Annotated in this window: 13 protein-coding genes and 1 riboswitch; of the genes, 6 read left to right on the top strand and 7 right to left on the bottom strand. The window is 63.0% G+C overall.

Features of this window, described 5'->3' with window-relative positions; translation table 11 throughout:
* The first annotated feature begins 123 nt into the window (after positions 1 to 123).
* Positions 124 to 807 (top strand): response regulator transcription factor, encoded by a 684-nt coding sequence (locus tag J4D28_RS09650; RefSeq protein WP_009050751.1) that lies wholly within the window; start codon positions 124 to 126, stop codon positions 805 to 807.
* Positions 792 to 2,132, top strand: a complete 1,341-nt coding sequence (locus J4D28_RS09645) for a HAMP domain-containing sensor histidine kinase (RefSeq protein WP_016703561.1) — start codon at positions 792 to 794, stop codon at positions 2,130 to 2,132. The genes J4D28_RS09650 and J4D28_RS09645 overlap by 16 nt, the downstream gene beginning before the upstream one ends.
* An 8-nt stretch (positions 2,133 to 2,140) precedes the next feature.
* On the opposite strand, the gene J4D28_RS09640 is transcribed toward J4D28_RS09645, so the two are convergent.
* The 5 genes from J4D28_RS09640 to J4D28_RS09620 form a co-directional block, all read right to left on the bottom strand.
* Positions 2,141 to 4,876, bottom strand: coding sequence for a LuxR C-terminal-related transcriptional regulator (locus tag J4D28_RS09640; protein WP_103331092.1), 2,736 nt, complete (start codon positions 4,874 to 4,876; stop codon positions 2,141 to 2,143).
* A 328-nt stretch (positions 4,877 to 5,204) separates the two neighbouring features.
* Positions 5,205 to 6,569, bottom strand: a complete 1,365-nt coding sequence (locus tag J4D28_RS09635; RefSeq protein WP_009050754.1) for a DUF1329 domain-containing protein — start codon at positions 6,567 to 6,569, stop codon at positions 5,205 to 5,207.
* Positions 6,570 to 6,597: 28 nt separating this feature from the next.
* Positions 6,598 to 8,487: a DUF1302 domain-containing protein gene (locus tag J4D28_RS09630; protein WP_103331093.1), complete on the bottom strand. Its 1,890-nt coding sequence runs from the start codon at positions 8,485 to 8,487 to the stop codon at positions 6,598 to 6,600.
* A 337-nt stretch (positions 8,488 to 8,824) separates the two neighbouring features.
* On the bottom strand, positions 8,825 to 10,507 hold the full coding sequence (locus J4D28_RS09625; RefSeq protein ID WP_016703563.1) for a fatty acid--CoA ligase: 1,683 nt from the start codon (positions 10,505 to 10,507) through the stop codon (positions 8,825 to 8,827).
* Between the two features lie 169 nt (positions 10,508 to 10,676).
* Positions 10,677 to 11,861, bottom strand: a complete 1,185-nt coding sequence (locus J4D28_RS09620) for an MFS transporter (protein WP_028683368.1) — start codon at positions 11,859 to 11,861, stop codon at positions 10,677 to 10,679.
* An 86-nt stretch (positions 11,862 to 11,947) separates the two neighbouring features.
* On the opposite strand from J4D28_RS09620, the gene J4D28_RS09615 reads away from it, so the two are divergent.
* The gene (locus J4D28_RS09615) at positions 11,948 to 12,721 is read left to right on the top strand and encodes a helix-turn-helix domain-containing protein (protein ID WP_009050758.1); all 774 of its coding nucleotides are present in this window, start codon (positions 11,948 to 11,950) and stop codon (positions 12,719 to 12,721) included.
* Here the strand turns inward: J4D28_RS09615 and J4D28_RS09610 are convergent.
* Together J4D28_RS09610 and J4D28_RS09605 are read right to left on the bottom strand one after the other, a co-directional pair.
* Positions 12,714 to 13,814 (bottom strand): hypothetical protein, encoded by a 1,101-nt coding sequence (locus J4D28_RS09610; protein WP_041984220.1) that lies wholly within the window; start codon positions 13,812 to 13,814, stop codon positions 12,714 to 12,716. The genes J4D28_RS09615 and J4D28_RS09610 overlap by 8 nt on opposite strands.
* Positions 13,815 to 13,952: 138 nt before the next feature.
* Positions 13,953 to 14,582 (bottom strand): LysE family translocator, encoded by a 630-nt coding sequence (locus J4D28_RS09605; protein ID WP_028683370.1) that lies wholly within the window; start codon positions 14,580 to 14,582, stop codon positions 13,953 to 13,955.
* Positions 14,583 to 14,664: 82 nt separating this feature from the next.
* Between J4D28_RS09605 and J4D28_RS09600 the strand changes: the two genes are divergently transcribed.
* The 3 genes from J4D28_RS09600 to J4D28_RS09590 all read left to right on the top strand — a co-directional run bounded on the left by J4D28_RS09600 (position 14,665) and on the right by J4D28_RS09590 (position 17,510).
* Entirely contained in the window at positions 14,665 to 15,630 is a 966-nt protein-coding gene (locus tag J4D28_RS09600) for a 2-hydroxyacid dehydrogenase (RefSeq protein ID WP_038635038.1), read from the top strand.
* A gap of 33 nt (positions 15,631 to 15,663) precedes the next feature.
* Positions 15,664 to 16,662 (top strand): class I SAM-dependent methyltransferase, encoded by a 999-nt coding sequence (locus J4D28_RS09595; RefSeq protein WP_103331094.1) that lies wholly within the window; start codon positions 15,664 to 15,666, stop codon positions 16,660 to 16,662.
* A 52-nt stretch (positions 16,663 to 16,714) separates the two neighbouring features.
* A riboswitch (yybP-ykoY riboswitch) is annotated at positions 16,715 to 16,836 on the top strand.
* Positions 16,837 to 16,925: 89 nt separating this feature from the next.
* Positions 16,926 to 17,510 carry a TMEM165/GDT1 family protein gene (locus tag J4D28_RS09590; RefSeq protein WP_009045541.1) on the top strand — a complete coding sequence of 195 codons (585 nt, stop codon included), beginning with the start codon at positions 16,926 to 16,928 and terminating at the stop codon, positions 17,508 to 17,510.
* Positions 17,511 to 17,609: the final 99 nt, after the last annotated feature.

Raw genomic sequence — 17,609 nt, 5'->3', positions numbered from 1 at the left:
CTTGGTGTAAAAGCCGCCACCCTAGAGTCCGACAGGTTAACGTCAGGTAAACATCGCTAAAAAAACGCCCGACTCCGTTATCCTCTGGGCCACTGAGCGACAAGGGTCCAAGGGGACGTTCCCGTGCATATCCACCTGCTGCTGGTCGAGGACAACCTCGACCTGGCCAACACCGTCATCGAATACCTGGAGATCAACGGGATCGTCTGCGATCACGCCAGCAATGGCCGGACCGGCCTGAGCCTGGCGCTGGACCAGCACTATGATGTGATCCTGCTGGACATCATGCTGCCGCGCCTGGATGGCCAACAGCTGTGCAAACAGCTGCGCGAACAGGGCAAACAGACACCGATCCTGATGCTCACCTCGCTGGATGCCCTGCCGGACAAGCTCGCCAGCTTTGCCATGGGCGCCGACGATTATCTGGTCAAGCCCTTCGAGCTGGCCGAACTGGTGGCCAGGATCCGCGCCCTGAGCCTGCGGCGCAGCGGCCAGGCCAGCCGCCTGCAGGTGGCCGACCTGACCATGGACCTGTCCACCCGCAAGGTCAGCCGCGCCGGACAGGAACTGCACCTGTCGCCCATCTGCTGGACCTTGCTGGAGTGCCTGATGCGCGCCAGTCCCGAGCCGGTGGGTCGCGAACGTCTCGAGGCCACGGTCTGGGGCGACGAGCCACCGGACAGCAATACCCTCAAGGTGCATATGCACCGCTTGCGCAAGACCGTGGACAAGGATTTCAGCCAACCGCTGATCCACACTCTTTCCGGCATTGGCGTACAGCTGAGGGCTCCATGCGCAAGGGGCTGAGTCTGAAATGGGTGATCAGCGGCAGTTTCCTGCTGTTGATTGCCGTGGTGCTGCTGATCTACAGCCAACTGCTCTCGAGCTACAGCGTCCGTGGCCTGCTCTATACCGCCAGCGCCATGATGGAAGAGCAAGCCCTGTACTTCGTCAGGCATTACAAGAAAGACCCAAGCCTGCCCCCGCCACAGAACTATTTCTTCAGCAGCGTTATCGGCAAGGAGGCGTTGCCGCCGAAAATTCGCCAGTTGCTGGATACGCCGCCAACCCTGTCCTTCGGCGCCGTACAGGTGTTCGGCGAACTGGACGCCGATGGACAGGATGAAGTCAAAGCGATCCTGGCCCAGCCCCTGGGTGACGGCAAAACCCTGTACATGTTCGATGTCGACCACGACCATGAAGAAGGTGGCGAGGTCGAGACTCCGTTGTCCGATGCCTATCTCGATCACGAACTGAACAGCGTCAACTTCATCAGCCTGGGGGTCTTCGTCCCGGCACTGATCATCATCGTCCTGCTGGTCTGGTGGCTGGTACGTCCTCTCGGCCGGTTGGCCCAGTGGTCCACCACCCTGAAGGATCCGAACGCGGTGTCCAGCCAACGGCCGAATTTCCGCTTCAAGGAATTCAATGTACTGGCTGACTCCCTGGCCCAGAGCGTGCAGCAGGTGCAGGCCGCCAGCCTGCGCGAGGGACGCCTGCTGCGCTATACCAGCCATGAGTTGCGCACGCCGCTGGCGGTGCTCAAGGCCAACCTGGAACTGCTGGCCCTGCAGTCCGGCGGCACCCTGCCCCCACCTCTGCAACGTATCGAACGCTCGGTGCTGAACATGCAGCGCATTGCCGAGACGCTGCTGTGGATGAGCCGCGAGCGCCTTGAACCCTTGCCGGAAGAAGCCATCGACATGGCCGAGCTGTTCAACGAACTGATCCAGGAGCATCGCTACCTGATCGGCAAGCGGGATATCGAACTGATCCTCGACATCAGCAACGAACCCTGTCGGCTGCCCCCGACCGCCTGCCGGATCGTGGTCGGTAACTTTCTACGCAATGCCCTGCAATATGCCGACGACGGCAGCATCGAAATCACCTTCGAGCAGCTGCGACTGCGCATCGTCAACCGCGTCCGTGACACCCGCGAGCCGGAAGAATCCAGCGATTTCGGCTATGGCCTGGGCCTGGAACTGATGCGCCAGCTGTGCGCCAGGCTGGGCTGGACAATCCAGGTCGTGACCGAACAACAGCGCTTCACGGTGACCCTGGACTTCACCCCCACCGAGCCTCCAGCTGCGCCCCAAGAGCGCGCCGAAGGCAATGCCCGCGAGATCGACTGACAGCCCGATCAACCTAGCAAGCCCAGCTCCTGGGCCCGGGCCACGGCCTGGGTGCGACGCTCCACCCCCAGCTTGCTGTTGATATGGCTGGCGTGGGTCTTCACGGTGTGCAGCGAGATAAACAACTGATCGCTGATTTCCTGGTTGGAACAGCCCTGGGCGATCAGTTGCAGCACCGCCAGTTCGCGGGAGCTGAGGGCTTCGCCGTGATGCTGCTCCAGAGGCTCGCGCGCCACGGCGGCCGGCAGGCGTTCGAGCAAGGTCTGGCGCAATGGCGTCGCCGGCCCCTGCTGCAGCTGCTCGCGGATCCAGGCCGGATGCGCCCGCACCGCCCATTCGAACGGTTGCAATGCCCCGCCCACGGCCGCCTCCAGCGCCAGGGCAAAGGCCTGTCGGGCCTCGGGGTCGCGCCCCTCGGCCAGCAACAGCGCGACCTTCTGATTCAAGGCCATCACATTGAGCATCTGCCGCCCGGTCTCGCGGCCATGCTCCACCAGTTTGTCCAGGCGCTGTTCGGCCAGGGCCGGCTCGCCCTGGATGCTGTCGAGCAAGGCTTGCTGCAACTCGATATGCAGCGGCAGCTGTGGATGAAATTCCGGCGCCGCGGCGGCCTGGTCGCCGGTGTAGGTCTGCCCCAGGCGAGCCAGCCAGGCCTGCGCCAGGTCGGTGCGGCCCTGGACCAGCCAGAGTTCGCACTTGACCAGGGTAATCATCGCCAGGTAGTAGATCGGCGGGACGTCCCAGATGTGCATCAGGCGCTCGGCCTCGGCCAGCTCGGCAAAGGCCTTGGCAAATTCACCGTTGTGGCCTTCCAGGTTGGCGATCACGCAATGGCCGATCAGCACGCTGATATCGCGACAGGCCCGGGCCTCGACCAGGCCCGCCCGCAAGCGCGCCAGCCCGGTCTCGGGCTGGCAGCGCAACGTCAGCAGATACCCCTCATACAGCGTCAGCCGCGCACGTACCGCGTACAGGCGTTGCGCGGACAGGCCATACAAGCGCTGCAAGCCCTGGCGCACTTCATCCAGCGCCCGCAGGATCTCGCCGCGGGCCTGCAGCACCCGGGCCCGGTCGTAATGGGCCAGGGCCTCGAACAAGGGGTTGCCGACCCGCTGCGCCAGCTCCAGGGATTCGCGGTTGAGCCCCCGGGCGCGCCACAGGTCGCCATCGGCGATCGCCAGGTTGGACAGGGTCGACAGGCATACCAGCCGCTGCCCGTAACGTTTCTGCGGCAAGGTTTCCAGGGCTTCGGTGCAGTACAGCAGGGTCAGCTCGCGATTCCCCCGCCCGCGGGCGACGATCCCGCTCAAGGCCAGCCATTGCGCCAGCATGGATTTCTGCGCAGTGGCCGAAGGGGCCGGCAGGAAGCGACTCAAATGGCTGGCCAGCTCCTCGGCGGCATCCAGCTGGCACGCCAGCCCCAGCGCCCAGCTGTACAGCACGATCAGCCGCGGGGTGCTGATCAGCAGGCTGTCGGGCAAGTCCATTTTCCAGCGCAGCAACATGCCGACGTTCTGCTCGGCCAGCAGTTGTTCCTCGGACAAGTTCTGTACCAGGTTCGCCGCCACATCCAGGTGCCCGGCGCGCAACGCCTGCTCCACCGCTTCGTCCAGCAGCCCCTGGGCGTTGAACCAGCGACAGGCCCGCAGGTGCAGGCTGGCCGGCGGCAATACTGCGTTGGCGGTGGGCCGGGTGCGCAGCAGGTCGGAGAACAGGTGGTGATAACGGTACCAATGCCCCTGCTCGTCCAGCGGCACCAGGAATACCTGGTGGGCCAACAGGTAACGCAGGATCTCGGCACTGTCGTGGGACTCGCGCAGCGCATCGCACAGTTCGCTGCAGAAGCGCTCCTGGGGCGCCGTGTCGTAGAGGAACGACTGCACTTCGGCAGGCAGGCAATCGATGACTTCTTCCAGCAGATAATCGCGAATCAGGCCTTCGCCGCCATTCAGCGACTGCGGCAAGGCTCCACCGCTGCCCGCCTCCGAGGCCGCCAGCAACCAGAAACGCAACCCCGCTACCCAGCCTTCGCTGCGCAGGATCAGGCTTTCCAGCGCCTCGCCGCGCAACGAACTGCTGTGCCGGTCGAGCAGGGTCAGGGATTCGTCGTAGGTCAGGCGCAGGTCCTGCTCGTGCAGTTCCAGCAACTGCCGCGACAGGCGCAAACGCGCCAGGTGCCAGTCCGGGCGCTGGCGGCTGGTCACCAGCACCAACAGGCCGTCGGGTAGATGATTGAGGAAGAACTGCAGGCAACGATCGAGCACCGGCCCCTGGGCCAGGTGGTAATCGTCCAGCACCAGCAACAAGGGAGACGCACTGGAAAGATGGGCCGCCAACTCGTCGAGCAGGCCGTCCAGCCATTCTTCGAAGGCGAAGGGCTGGTGGCGCTGGCGCATCTTCAGCAGCCCGAGGGATTGGCTGCCCAGTTGGGCGAAATACTGTTGCAGCCCCTCGAGCAGGCGTTCGAGAAAACGTCCCGGATCGTTGTCCCGGCGACTGAGCCCCAGCCACAGGCTGCGCCAGTGCGGCGGCAGGCTTTGGCAGAACTCCACCGCCAGCGAACTCTTGCCAAAACCGGCCGGCGCACTGACCAACAGCAACCGGCCATTGAGGCCCGCGCTCAAGCGCTCGCACAGACGCGGCCGCAGAACGTAGCCGTCGGGCAAGGGAGGTCGGTAGAAGCGCCCTTCCGGCGCGGGGATGGCCGCACCGGCAGGCCCCTGGATACGGGACAGATCAGTCATGGCCAACTCTTATTGAAGTGCTGTTGTCGGCAATACAGATGTCGGCAGACTAGCGGTAAAAAGCCCCCTGTTGAAGATTTTTGCTACAGATGGATAGAAAAAGAATACAACCGGGTTTGTCAGCGCTCCCCGCGTACTTGTAGGAACGAGCTTGCTCGCGATCAGCTCAGCGCGGTTTTACCGGGAGGTGGCATTGTCTGGAGTATTTTTCGCGAGCAAGCTCGCTCCTACAGAGGCCACCCCGTGTTTTGTAGAAAATCCCAGACAATAAAAAACGCCCCGAACCAGTCGGGGCGTCGATCGAGGATGCGCCTCGATTTACCGCGGGTTAACGAACGCCATCCTGGCGCAGGGCCGCCGGGGTGAAGTCGCTGGTGGTGGCAGTGAAGCCGAAGTCATAGGCCGATTTCTCTTCGTTCTTCATGCCCAGTGCCAGGTAACGGCCGGACTGCAGGTCGTAGAGGGTTTCCAGGGCGTACCACGGCACTTGCTTGTCGTAGTAGTTCTCGGCATGCGCCTCGGCCACGCGCCACAGCTGGCCACGACCGTCGTAGTGGTCGATCACCGCGGCCTGCCAGGTGTCTTCATCGATGTAGAAGTCACGCTTGGCGTAGATATGACGCTGACCTTCCTTCAGGGTCGCGACCACGTGCCAGACACGGCGCAGCTCGTAGCGCGCCAGATCCTGGTTGATGTGGCCGGCCTTGATGATCTCGGCGTACTTCAGTTGCGGCGAGTCGAGCTTGTAGCTGTTGGAGGCGATGTACATCTCCTTCTTGCCTTCCAGCTTCCAGTCGTAGCGGTCCGGCGCGCCGTTGTACATGTCGAGGTTGTCGGAAGTACGCAGGCCGTCGGCCGCGGTACCCGGACCGTCATACGACACTTGCGGGGCGCGACGCACACGACGCTGGCCAGCGTTGTAGACCCAGGCCGAGCGCGGTTCCTTCACCTGGTCGAGGGTTTCGTGCACCAGCAGCACACCACCGGCCAGGCGCGCCGGCGCGGTCACTTTCTGCTTGAAGTAGAACAGGATGTTGCCCGGGTTCGCCGGATCGTAGTCCTTCATTTTGTCGCGGAACACGAACTGGTCCTGGAAGTACACCAGGCTGAACGAGCCGTTGGCCTGTGGCGTCGCCTGGGTCACCAGACGGGTCACGCTGCCGCCGCGATAGCGGGTAATGTGGTTCCAGATGACTTCCACGCCGCTTTTCGGAATCGGGAACGGAATGGCGGTCTTGAAGTTTTCCAGGCCGTTGCCGCCGCTGACCAGGTTGGTCTTGGTGGCGTTTTCCTTGATCGCGGCGAACACGTCGGCGGGCACCGTGGCACCGCGGTGGGAAGGATAGACCGGCATCTTGTAGGTTTCAGGATAGCGCTTGAACATCGCGTACTGCCCCGGCGCCAGCTTGTCCTTGTACTGCTCGACGTTCTGCGCGGTGATGGTGAACTGCGGCTGCTCGCTGGCGTACGGGTTGGACAGGAAGCCCTTGCCGTCCACATTGCCGGCGTTGGTCGGCAAGGCTTTCCAGGCGGGAATGGTACCGGCGGAGTTACCGGCCATTTCCGCGCCCATCGGCGTCAGGGAGGTACCCAGCTTGGCCGCTTCATCGGCCGAGACCGCGGCCATGACCCCGGTCGCCAGCAGCGACAGCCCGAGGACACCGACCTGCAACAGACTCTTGGTTACTTTCATATTCTTGTTCTTCCTGAAAATGCAGTGCTTAGAAGTTCACGCCGAAACTGAGGGCCACAAAGTCACGGTCATCCACGGTGGTGTACTTGCCGTCGAAGAAGTTGGTGTACGCCAGGCTCGCGGTGTAGGTGTTCTGGTACTCGGCATCCACGCCGAGGCTGATGGCCTTGCGACCTTCCTCGAAGTTGCCGCCAGGGCCAGGCGAGTAACCACTGACGTCATGGGACCAGGCCACGTTCGGCTTGAGGTTCACACCGGCGAACACGTCGTTGTATTCCCAGATGGCACGACCGCGATAACCCCAGGAAGTCGAGGTAGTGAAGCCGTCGTCGTTACAGTTGCGGCTGCGATTGTTGGTCGCCGCGCCTGGACCCGCGCCGTTGATGGTGCTGGTATTGAGGATCTGCGAGCAGGTGTCCAGGCTGCCGGTGGCAGGCAGTTCGCCCGGGCCGTAGACCGGATCGCGGCCGTAACGAACCTTGGAGGTGCTTTCCAGGCCGCCCACGTAGGTCAGGCCGACTTCACCGACCAGGGTCAGGCGGCTGGCGCCCATGACCTGATCGAAAAAGTGGGTGAAGGTGGTCTGCAGTTGGGTGATCTCTTTACGGCGATAGCCGTGCAGGTCCTGGCCCGGCGAGCCGTCGAGCAGCGAGGCATTGGCCAGGGTACCGCCCAATGGGCGAACACCGGCGAACAGGATATCGGTGGAGTTCAGTTGCACCGGAGCGTTCGGGCGATAGCTGATCTCACCGCTCCACGCGGTACCGGTAGGCAAGGTGGTGGAGAAGCTCAGGCCGTAGAGGCGAATGTCCTCAGGGTACTCGACGAAGTACTCGGAGCTACCGGCAACCACCAGTGGGCCCAAGGCGCGGAACGCTGGAGGCAAGGCCGCCACGCGATTGAAGACCGACTGCGGAGCACCGGTGGCGCTGAAGATCGGCGCACGGCTGTGGTAGTTCATGAAGTACGCGCCGAACTCGGTGTCGAGCGGTTCGTACATGTACTTGAAGGACACGCCCCACTGCCCGCTGTCCCGTGCATCGCGGTCCGGGCCACGACGTACCAGCACGCCTTCCTGGTTGACGTCGACACCCGCGGCGGCCAATGGCCCCAGGGCAATCGATGGAATGGTCGAGCGTTTGTTCAGCACCCGCAGGTTGTCGCTGCAACCGTCGGCGATGATGTCCGGCTGGGAGAAGAAGGTGCCGCAGTTGTCGACGACGGTCTGGTCCCATTCCAGCTGATAGAAGGCTTCGGCCGAGAGGTTGTCGGTCAGGCTCTGGGAGACGTAGAACATGTTGACCGGGATCAGGCCTTCCTTGATCTCCGCGCCAGGACGGCGGAAAGCCGATACGTCGATCGGGTTGATCGAGTTGATGCCGCCGCCGATGAAGGTACTTTCACCCCAGCTCACCACTTGCTTGCCCAGACGCACGGAACCCGGCTGCTCGGCGATCGAGTAGTTATGGTAGATGAAGGCGTCGAGGATCTGCCCGCCGGAAGACTTGGCGCCTTCCTTGCGGTTGCTGTCGCTGATGTCCTTGAACTCGCGGCTTTCGTCCTTGAGCTCGAAGTCATACCAGTACTTGCCACGGACGAAGACGCCGGTGTCGCCGTATTTCAGTTCAAGGTCATGGATGCCCTTGAAGATCTTGGAAAAGGTTTCGCCACTTTTGAAGTTAGCGTGGCCATCGTCGGAGGTCTGGGACAGGCCATGACCGCCGTTGTTGACACCAATCAGATTCTTGTTGGGGCTCTGGGTAGACCAGCTCGCACCCAGCGATAGAGAAGAGTCGAACTGACCTTCGATTTCACCGATGTTGAAACTGACGCCGAAGGCAGGCCCGGCGAGCGTAGAGGCGAGACTGACGGCCAGAGGCAGTTTCGCCCGGCGCCAGAGCTGGTTTACTGATGTCATCGACGCTACTCCATGTGCTTTATTGTTATGGCAGTGAGCACTTTTAAAAACGCTCTGAACGGGCGGAACCCAGTCAGCCCCGAAGTCGTTCAAAGTTGCATCGCCCCGTGTTGTGCGGTTGCCCCGTTCTTAAAAATCCTTGGGCGGACTATAGCCAGCAGGTGGTACGGCTTGATCCCTCTAAAGTGTGATTTGCAGCCTCCAACCACTCTGGAACAGTCCTTTCGCCAGTCCGGCAAATGCCGGCACGGCAAGGATGGCTGAAAATTCGGATTTGACAAGGCAAGCGCTTGCTTGGTGGGCTCTACCGTGCCCTTTCGGGCACGGCAGGAGGTGCTTACAGGGTCGAAAGAAAGGTGCTGTTGTTGGCCTGCCATTCGGTGATGTCGAGGCGGATGCGCTTCTTGTCGAGCTTGCCGACACTGGTCTTGGGAATTTCAGTAACAAGGGCGATCTGACTGGGAATCGCCCACTTGCTCAAGTGCCCCTGTTCGACAAACGGCTTGAGATGCTCCTTGAGCTCCTTGGCCTCGATTGCATGCCCTTCGCGGACCACCAGCAAGGCAAACGGGCGCTCGCCCCACTGCGGATCGGGAATACCCACCACTGCTACTTCGCGTACCGCCGGGTGCCGGCTGATCAGGTCTTCCAGGGCCAGGGACGATACCCACTCGCCTCCGGTCTTGATCACATCCTTGATCCGGTCGCGAATGTCGATCACACCCATGCCGTCGAGGGTCGCCACGTCGCCGGTGTGCAGCCAGCCGCCTTCCCACAGCTCCGCGCCCTTCTGCGGTTCGTTGAAATAGCCTTCGGTCAGCCAGGGTGCGCGCAGCACCAGCTCACCCTGGGTCTCGCCATCGGCCGGCAGGAAGTTGCCGTCGCCATCGACAATCGCCGCCTCCACCAGAGGCCCGGGCACGCCGGCCTTGATCCGGTAGGAGGTGCGTTCATCCTCGGTGCCCGCCAGCAGCTCTTCGTTGAGGTGGGCACAGGACACCAGCGGCCCGGTTTCCGACATGCCATAGGCCGCCGTCAGCTGAATGCCCTTGGCCTTGGAGGCCTCGTACAGCGCACGGTTGAGCGCGCTGCCGCCGATGACGATCTTCCAGCCGCCGAAATCCGTGCCCTGGGCCGCCTTGGCATTGAGCAGCATCTGCAGGATGGTCGGCACGCAGTGGGAGAAGGTGACCTTTTCCTTGCGCCACAGCTCCACCAGCAGCTCCGGGTCGTAACGACCGGGATAGACCTGCTTGAGGCCGAGCATGGTCGCCACATAAGGCAGGCCCCAGGCATGCACGTGGAACATCGGGGTAATCGGCATGTACACATCGCTGGTGCCCAGCAGGCGCACGCTGTCGATGCTGCCCATGATCACCGCCACGCCCATGGTATGCAGCACCAGCTGGCGGTGGGTGAAGTACACGCCCTTCGGGTTGCCGGTGGTGCCGGTGGTGTAGAAGGTGGTGGCCACCGAGTTTTCGTCGAAATCCTCGAAGGCGTACTGGGTGCTGGCAGCGGCCAGAAGCTGCTCGTATTCGCCCACCAGGTTCGGCAGGTCGGCGCTCTTTTCCGGGCCGTCGGTCAGCAGCAGGGTTTTCTCCACCGTGGTCAGTTGCCCGGCGATCGCCTGGTAGAGCCCGGCGAACTCGCTGTTGACCAGCACGAAGCGGTCCTCGGCGTGGTTCATGGTGTACAGGATCTGTTCCGGCGACAGGCGCACGTTGATGGTGTGGATCACCGCGCCGATCATCGGGATGGCGAACATGCACTCCAGGTAGCGATGGCTGTCCCAGTCCATCACCGCCACGGTATCCCCGGCCTTGACCCCGGCAGCCGTCAACACGTTCGCCAGCCTGGCCACGCGCTCGATCAGGGTTGGGTAGCTGTAACGCAGTTTGTCCCGGTAAACGATTTCACGGGTCTTCTCGTAACGGGTGCCGGACATCAGCAGCCGCTTGATCAATAGCGGGTATTGGTAAGCGCCTTCGGCTGGCGGAATAACGCGAGTCTGCAACATAAGCATCCCTTTTCGTGACTGCACGGTCGTGGCTTGAGAACGCTCACTCTAGAGCGCCGTTGGCTCTGCCAAATCAGCCAAAGGAATGATTTGCAGAGCCGTACGAATGCTAGCTCCAAGCCAGCATTCGTGCGACCGGGGATTCACGCGAAGACACTCCTATGCCCCCTCAAGCGGCCTGCCCCGCCGCGGCCTCCGCCGGGGTACGCGGGAAGATCAACGCGGCGGCGAAGGTCAGCGCGGCGAAACCACTCAGGATCAGGTACAGCCCGGCCAGCCCCTGGCGCGGCTCGACAAAGGCAATCAACGGAATCGCCGTGGCACTGGCGCCGAACGACAGGCAGTAGCGCAAGGCAAACACCCGGGACTGCCACTGCGGGGCAACGAAGTTGGCGACCATCGCATCGTTCACCGTGACCTGCCCGAACACCACGAACATAAAGGCCGCTCCCAGGCCGATGACCGCCCAGCCCTCGACCTCGGCCAGGCCGAACAGCAGCGGCGCCTGGCACAGGGTCAAGAAGATAAAGGGCCATTTCAGACTGAAGCGATGCAGCACCCGGCCAATGCTCAGTTGCGCCACGGCGCCGAAGGCATACGCCAGGCTGACCACCAGGCCCAGGGTCTGCGGCGAAGCGAACAGGTCCTGCAGGCGCTCCTGGAACAGCTTCGGGTAGGTCATGGTGGTGGCGTTGAACACCACCCCGCCGGTCGCGGTTGCCAGGGCCAGGACGCCAAACACCATGGCCATGGAAATGCGCTGGCCGTCCACGCCCTTGAGCCGCACATGGGGCCGTGCCGGGATGGGTTCTTCACGCACCTGCCAGGCAAACCCCAGGCCCAGAGCAATCGCCACCACGCCCGGCAGGATGAACGCCGAACGCCAGCCGAAATGCGCCACCAGCAGCCCGCTGATCAATGCCGAAAAGGCCACGCCGAGATTGCCCCACATGCCATTGATGCCGATCTCCCGCCCGCGGTTCTGCGCATAGGCCACCAGCATCGCCGTGCCCACCGGATGGTAGATCGCGGCAAACACCCCCATCAGCGTCAGGCCGACCACCAGCATCGTCGGGCTGCTGCTCAGGCCGGTGAAAATCGCCGATGCGCCGATACCGAAGAAGAACAGCAGCATCATCTGCCGCCGGCTCCAGTGGTCGCCCAGCCAGCCAGCCGGTAGCGAACAGGCGCCGAAGGCAATGAAGCCGCCCAGGGAAAGACCGATCAGCGCGGCATAGTCCAGGTCGAAGGCCCTGGTCATCCCGAGCACGGCGGCGGGGAAGATCAGCATGAACATGTGATCGATCACATGGGCGGCGTTGATGTAGCGGATTACGTTTCGAGACTGATTCATGACGGCACGCTGTTTCGTTGTAGGTATGCCGTTATGCTAGGTTGGCTATAAAACGCACTCCTGACAATAAAGTCATTGGATCGGACATGTTAATCAGCCACTTTCAGCACGGCCCGGTCAGCGCCTACCCACGCGATTATCTCGACGGTGCCCACCAGGAGCTGCACCGGCATCGCGAGGCACAACTGCTGTACGCGGTGCGCGGGACCATGCGCGTGGTAACGGCCCAGGGCGCATGGGTCCTGCCACCGACCCGCGCGGTGTGGATTCCGCCCCTGGTGGAACATGAAATCTTCATGGCCGGCGATGTGCACATGCGTTCGCTGTTCATCGCCCCCGAGCTGTCGCCGCCTTCGCTGCAGCAATGTTGCGTGCTGGCGGTCACACCGCTGCTGCGCGAGCTGATCCTGCGGGCCGTGCAGGGTCGCGAACACGCGGAAAACCCACTGATCCAGCAACTGATGCTGGAAGAAGTCGCCCGCCTGGAGAACCTGCCACTGCATATCCCCATGCCCCGCGACCGGCGCCTGCAAGCCATTTGCCAGGCGCTGCTGCAGACGCCGGATCATGCCAATACCCTGGAAGACTGGGCGCAGCAGGTCGGCGCCAGTTCACGAACCCTGGCGCGGCTGTTTCAGCAGGAATTGCAAATGAGCTTCAATGCCTGGCGCCAGCAACTGCGCCTGATGGAAGCCCTGCCACGCTTGATCGCCGGCGAGAGCGTGCAGCAAGTGGCGACGGCCTTGGGTTATGGCAGCGCCCGGGCCTTCAGCGCGATGTTCTGCCGCTTGCTCGGCCACCACCCGCGGGAATACCTCGGCGCCCTGAATCAGTTCAAGGCGCTAGGCCCCATCACTTAACCCCGTGTGCAGGCCCGTGCGGCTGCAAATGCTGTTGCAGGTAGTGGCGCAGGCGTTTTTCCACGTCACGGTTTTGCGGCCGGGGCAGCCCGGCCGGCCATTCGCCACGCGCCAGCGCGCGAATCGGCGCCTGCTGGCTCATGCCGCGGCGCTGGATCTGGCGCAGCCCCTGATCCCACCAGACATGGCGGCAAGCCTCGACATAAGGCGAGATCGGGCCGCAGCTGCCATACAGCAGGTCGCGCCCGACCTTTTGCATGTCCTTGTTCTGTCGCCTCAAGTAGAACTTGATCCGCGAGCGCTGAAACAGCGACGGCAAGGTTTTGCGCCGTGGCACCTCGCGCTGCATGCGCAACAATTCCGGCCGGAAAGCTTCGCCGTGACGCTGGAAGAACAGCGCCTGCATGGCGTGGAAGAAGTCCTTGTCGGAGAAGTAGTGATAGATGCAACTCTTGCTCTCGCCCACGAATTGACCGCGCAAGGCAAATGACAGGGCGATCTGTTCCAGGGTGTGCAGGTCCTTGATGTGTGCGCTCCACTCATCGATCAAGGCAATCGAGGCCTGCATCAACGGACCGTCGCCAGCCGTCAGGCCACAGACCCCGCTGTTGAACAGGCGCTGGTCGTCGGGCACCGACTGACCGCTGGCCTGCAGGTAGCGGTCGAGCTTGACGAACTCGGGGCGGGCACGGACTTCGGACCAGAGAAACTCGTCTTCATCGATCAGGTACTGGCCGGGCGCAATACGATCGAACAGCCGCTGCGGGTCGGCCTCGAACAAGGTGTCGGTATCGACAAACAGGGTCTTGTCCGCCAGCTCGAGGCCCGCGGCAAAGGCACAGGCCTTGCGCCGATGGTAGTAGCCCTGGTCGCCCTGCCACTCGACCAGCGTTTGCGTACTCAACGGCACTACGTGCACCGGCCAGCCGTGGAAGTCCTCGGGACGGTCGGTCATGACCCGAATCACCAGCGGCTCGGCACTCTTACTCTGGTCGAGGGCCGTCAGAATGCTGAATTTCGCTTCATGGCGATAAACCTCTTTGCCGCCATAAACCAGATAGAGCAACTGCTGCGGTACTTTTTGTATCGTCATCAAGCGTCCGGTCTCGCGCGCCCTCCGGGCGGTCAAGGGGCTCGACCGGCCGGAGTGGCATAAAAGCGGACGATTGTACGATTAATCCCAATTAATGATCAGAAATATCCGATAAGAGCCTAAGCGGGAAAGACCGACTCAATGCATCTCGGTAAAGGCCAGCTTCACCCCGATGGCAATCAGCACCGCGCCCATGGTGCGGTCGAACCAGTGGCCCATGCGGGCAAAACCGGCGCGGACTTTCTGCTGGCTGAACAACAGCGCCACCAGGCAGAACCAGGTAGCCGTCGCCGCCGCCAGGTACACGCCGTAACCGGCCTGGATGGCCAGGGGCGTGTGCGGATTGATGACCACGGTGAACAGCGAGAGGAAAAACAGCGTCGCTTTCGGGTTCAGGCCATTGGTCACGAAACCGGAAGTGAAGGCGCCGCGCGCGGTGCGCTCGCCGGCTTCCAGGTGCAGGCTCTCGGTAGCCGGCTTGGCCGGCTGCGCCCGCAGGGCCTTGTAGCCGATGTACAGCAGGTAAGCGGCGGCGGCCCATTTCAGCGCGTTGAACAGCACGATCGATTGCGACACGATCAGGCCGATGCCCAGCAGCGAATAGCCCACGTGCAGGAAGATCGCGGTGCCGACGCCCAATGCCGTCCAGGTGCCGGCGCGGCGACCGTGGGTCACGCTTTCGCGCACCACGACGGCGAAATCCGGGCCCGGACTGGCCACGGCAAGCAGGTGAATAAGGGCGACAGTCAAGAACTCGGCGAGGTACATGGACACTCCTGTGTATCTAATTATTTCATCTGTTAGGCTCGGCAGATTACGCCTTCAGACCCTCGTGCAAAAGGTACAGTTGATGACTAACAATCGCCGCGCCGTCTTCCTCGACCACAGCTCCCTGGACCTCGGCGACCTCGACCTCGGCGCGCTGCGCCACAGCTTCGGCGAACTGCAATTGCATGACCGGACCAACCCCGAACAGGTGATCGAGCGCCTGCAGGGAGCCCAGGTGGCGATCAGCAACAAAGTGCTGCTCAACGCCGAAACCCTGGCCGCCTGCCCCGAGCTGAAACTGATCCTGGTGGCCGCCACCGGCACCAACAATGTCGACCTGGCCGCTGCCCGCGCCCAAGGCATCACAGTCGCCAACTGCCAGGGCTACGGCACGCCATCGGTGGCCCAGCACACCCTCATGCTGCTGCTCAACCTCGCCACCCGCTTCGGCGATTACCGCCAGGCGGTCAGTGACGGTCGCTGGCAGCAGGCGCGGCAGTTCTGCCTGCTGGACTTCCCGATCGTCGAGTTGCAAGGCAAGACCCTGGGCCTGCTGGGCCATGGCGAGCTGGGTGGCGCCGTCGCCCGCCTGGCCGAAGCCTTCGGCATGCGCGTGTTGCTGGGGCAGATTCCCGGTCGTCCGGCCCGTCCTGATCGTCTGCCGCTGGATGAACTGCTGCCGCAGGTCGATGCACTGACCTTGCACTGCCCGCTCAACGAACACACCCGGCACTTTATCGGCGCCCGGGAGCTGGCCCTGCTCAAGCCCCAGGCCTTCGTGGTCAACACCGCCCGTGGCGGCCTGATCGACGAGCAGGCCCTGGCCGACGCCCTGCGCAGCGGTCATCTGGGCGGCGCGGCCACCGACGTGTTGAGCGTCGAGCCGCCGACCACGGGCAACCCGCTGCTGGCCCATGACATCCCACGGTTGATCGTGACCCCACACAACGCCTGGGGCAGCCGTGAAGCCCGGCAGCGCATCGTCGGCCAGCTGGCGGAAAACGCCCAGGCGTTTTTCAGCGGTACAGCGCTGCGGGTCGTCAGTTGATAAACTGCGCCACTTTTTTCCCAGGAGCAGATTATGGATCCGCGCAGTGAAGTACTGCTTCGTCAGGCTGACTTGTTTCAAGGCTCGCTGCTGCTGGCCGGCCTGCCCGCCGATGACCTGCTCGGCCGCCTGCCAGCCGCCCATGGCTGGTGCTGGCATGCTGGCGACCAGGCCGCGCTGGATGCGCGCTTCAGCGGACGCAGCCACTTCGGCGTGACCGCCCCCGAGCAAGCCTTTGCCAACGCCGTGCTGTTCCTGCCCAAGTCCAAGGAACTGACCGACTACCTGCTCAACGCCCTCGCCTCGCGCCTGGCCGGGCGCGAGCTGTACCTGGTCGGGGAAAAACGCAGCGGCATCGAACGCGCGGCCAAGCAGCTCAACCCCTTCGGCAAACCGCGCAAGCTCGACAGCGCGCGGCACTGCCAGCTATGGCAAGTGACGGTCGACAACGCGCCGCAAGCCGTCAGCCTGGAAAGCCTGGCCCAGGAATATGAACTGCCGCTGGTCGAAGGACCGCTGAAAGTGGTCAGCCTGCCGGGGGTGTTCAGCCATGGTCGCCTGGATCGCGGCAGCGCCCTGTTGCTGGAACACCTGGACAAACTGCCCAGCGGCCACCTGCTGGATTTCGGTTGCGGCGCCGGGGTCCTGGGCGCGGCGATCAAACGGCGCTACCCGCATAACAGCGTGACCCTGCTCGACGTCGACGCCTTCGCCGCTGCCAGCAGTCGCCTGACCCTGGCCGCCAATGGCCTGGAAGCCGAGGTCCTGACCGGTGACGGTATCGATGCCGCGCCCATGGGTTTGAACACCATCCTGACCAATCCACCGTTCCACGTCGGGGTCCACACGGACTACCAGGCGACAGAAAACCTGCTGCGAAAAGCAGCCAAACATCTGAAAACAGGTGGCGAACTCCGGCTGGTAGCCAACAGTTTCCTGCGTTACCAACCGCTGATCGAAGAGCATCTCGGCCCCTGTTCGATCAAGGCCGAAGGCCAGGGTTTTCGCATCTACAGCGCCAAGCGCGGCTGAAAACCTTTTTGCAAAAGAACGCTTGCCGAATGGATTTTGCCTAGGCAGAATCCGCTCCGTCCTAGGGGAGTAGTCTCCCGCGAGCGCCACGCTCGCCCGGCATGCGTCAACATACTTGATCCTCAGATCATGGCGCATGCGACCCAAGAGTCCGCACAGACGGACCGCAGGGTTTGACAAGACCTATGACACGCACACCTTACCCGGGGCGGGAAGGCTGTACGTGTCATAGCCGTGTCGACCCGCCCCTTAGGAATGCCCTGATGCTGGATTCTCTACTGGTTCCCACAGCGATCGTTGCCTTGGCCGAAATCGGCGACAAGACGCAACTGCTTGCCCTCATTCTCGCCGCGCGCTTTCGCAAACCCTGGCCGATCATTGCCGGCATCGTCGCCGCGACCCTGGCCAACCATGCGGCAGCCGGTGCGGTAGGCGCCTGGTTCGGCAGCTTCTTCTCGGATGCGACCTTGCACTGGATCCTCGCCGCGAGCTTTACCGCGACCGCGCTCTGGACCCTGGTGCCAGACAAGATGGACGACGACGAAGCCAGCACCGCCCGCAAGTTCGGCCCCTTCCTGACCACGCTGATCGCATTCTTCCTCGCTGAAATCGGCGACAAGACCCAGATCGCCACCGTCATGCTCGCGGCGCAATACCCTGAACTGTGGCTGGTGATCATCGGCACCACCGCCGGCATGCTGATCGCCAACGTCCCGGTGGTACTGGCCGGCAACTTCGCGGCGGAGAAACTGCCCCTGACCCTGATCCGTCGCCTCGCGGCCTCGGCGTTCTTCATCCTGGCCATTGTCGCGGTGTACAAGGCCATGCAGAGCAGCGGCTGGTTGTAAGCGCCCCATCAGCAGGCATGCCTCCAGGCAAACCTGCGAGCACAAAAAAGCCCCGAACCAGTCGGGGCTTTCTTTTGCAGGGGGCCGGCTTGTTCACGA

It is taken from the genome of Pseudomonas sp. GW531-T4, from assembly GCF_017349615.1.
GTDB lineage: Bacteria > Pseudomonadota > Gammaproteobacteria > Pseudomonadales > Pseudomonadaceae > Aquipseudomonas > Aquipseudomonas chlororaphis_I.
This window is presented reverse-complemented; position numbering and strand designations above follow the sequence as displayed.

Excerpts from the sequence above, each read along its gene's own strand:
- J4D28_RS09645 (WP_016703561.1), top strand. The coding sequence starts at position 792 with ATGCGCAAGGGGCTGAGTCTGAAATGGGTGATCAGCGGCAGTTTCCTG.
- J4D28_RS09640 (WP_103331092.1), bottom strand. The coding sequence starts at position 4,876 with ATGACTGATCTGTCCCGTATCCAGGGGCCTGCCGGTGCGGCCATCCCC.
- J4D28_RS09635 (WP_009050754.1), bottom strand. The coding sequence starts at position 6,569 with ATGAAAGTAACCAAGAGTCTGTTGCAGGTCGGTGTCCTCGGGCTGTCG.
- J4D28_RS09630 (WP_103331093.1), bottom strand. The coding sequence starts at position 8,487 with ATGACATCAGTAAACCAGCTCTGGCGCCGGGCGAAACTGCCTCTGGCC.
- J4D28_RS09625 (WP_016703563.1), bottom strand. The coding sequence starts at position 10,507 with ATGTTGCAGACTCGCGTTATTCCGCCAGCCGAAGGCGCTTACCAATAC.
- J4D28_RS09620 (WP_028683368.1), bottom strand. The coding sequence starts at position 11,861 with ATGAATCAGTCTCGAAACGTAATCCGCTACATCAACGCCGCCCATGTG.
- J4D28_RS09615 (WP_009050758.1), top strand. The coding sequence starts at position 11,948 with ATGTTAATCAGCCACTTTCAGCACGGCCCGGTCAGCGCCTACCCACGC.
- J4D28_RS09610 (WP_041984220.1), bottom strand. The coding sequence starts at position 13,814 with ATGACGATACAAAAAGTACCGCAGCAGTTGCTCTATCTGGTTTATGGC.
- J4D28_RS09605 (WP_028683370.1), bottom strand. The coding sequence starts at position 14,582 with ATGTACCTCGCCGAGTTCTTGACTGTCGCCCTTATTCACCTGCTTGCC.
- J4D28_RS09600 (WP_038635038.1), top strand. The coding sequence starts at position 14,665 with ATGACTAACAATCGCCGCGCCGTCTTCCTCGACCACAGCTCCCTGGAC.
- J4D28_RS09595 (WP_103331094.1), top strand. The coding sequence starts at position 15,664 with ATGGATCCGCGCAGTGAAGTACTGCTTCGTCAGGCTGACTTGTTTCAA.
- J4D28_RS09590 (WP_009045541.1), top strand. The coding sequence starts at position 16,926 with ATGCTGGATTCTCTACTGGTTCCCACAGCGATCGTTGCCTTGGCCGAA.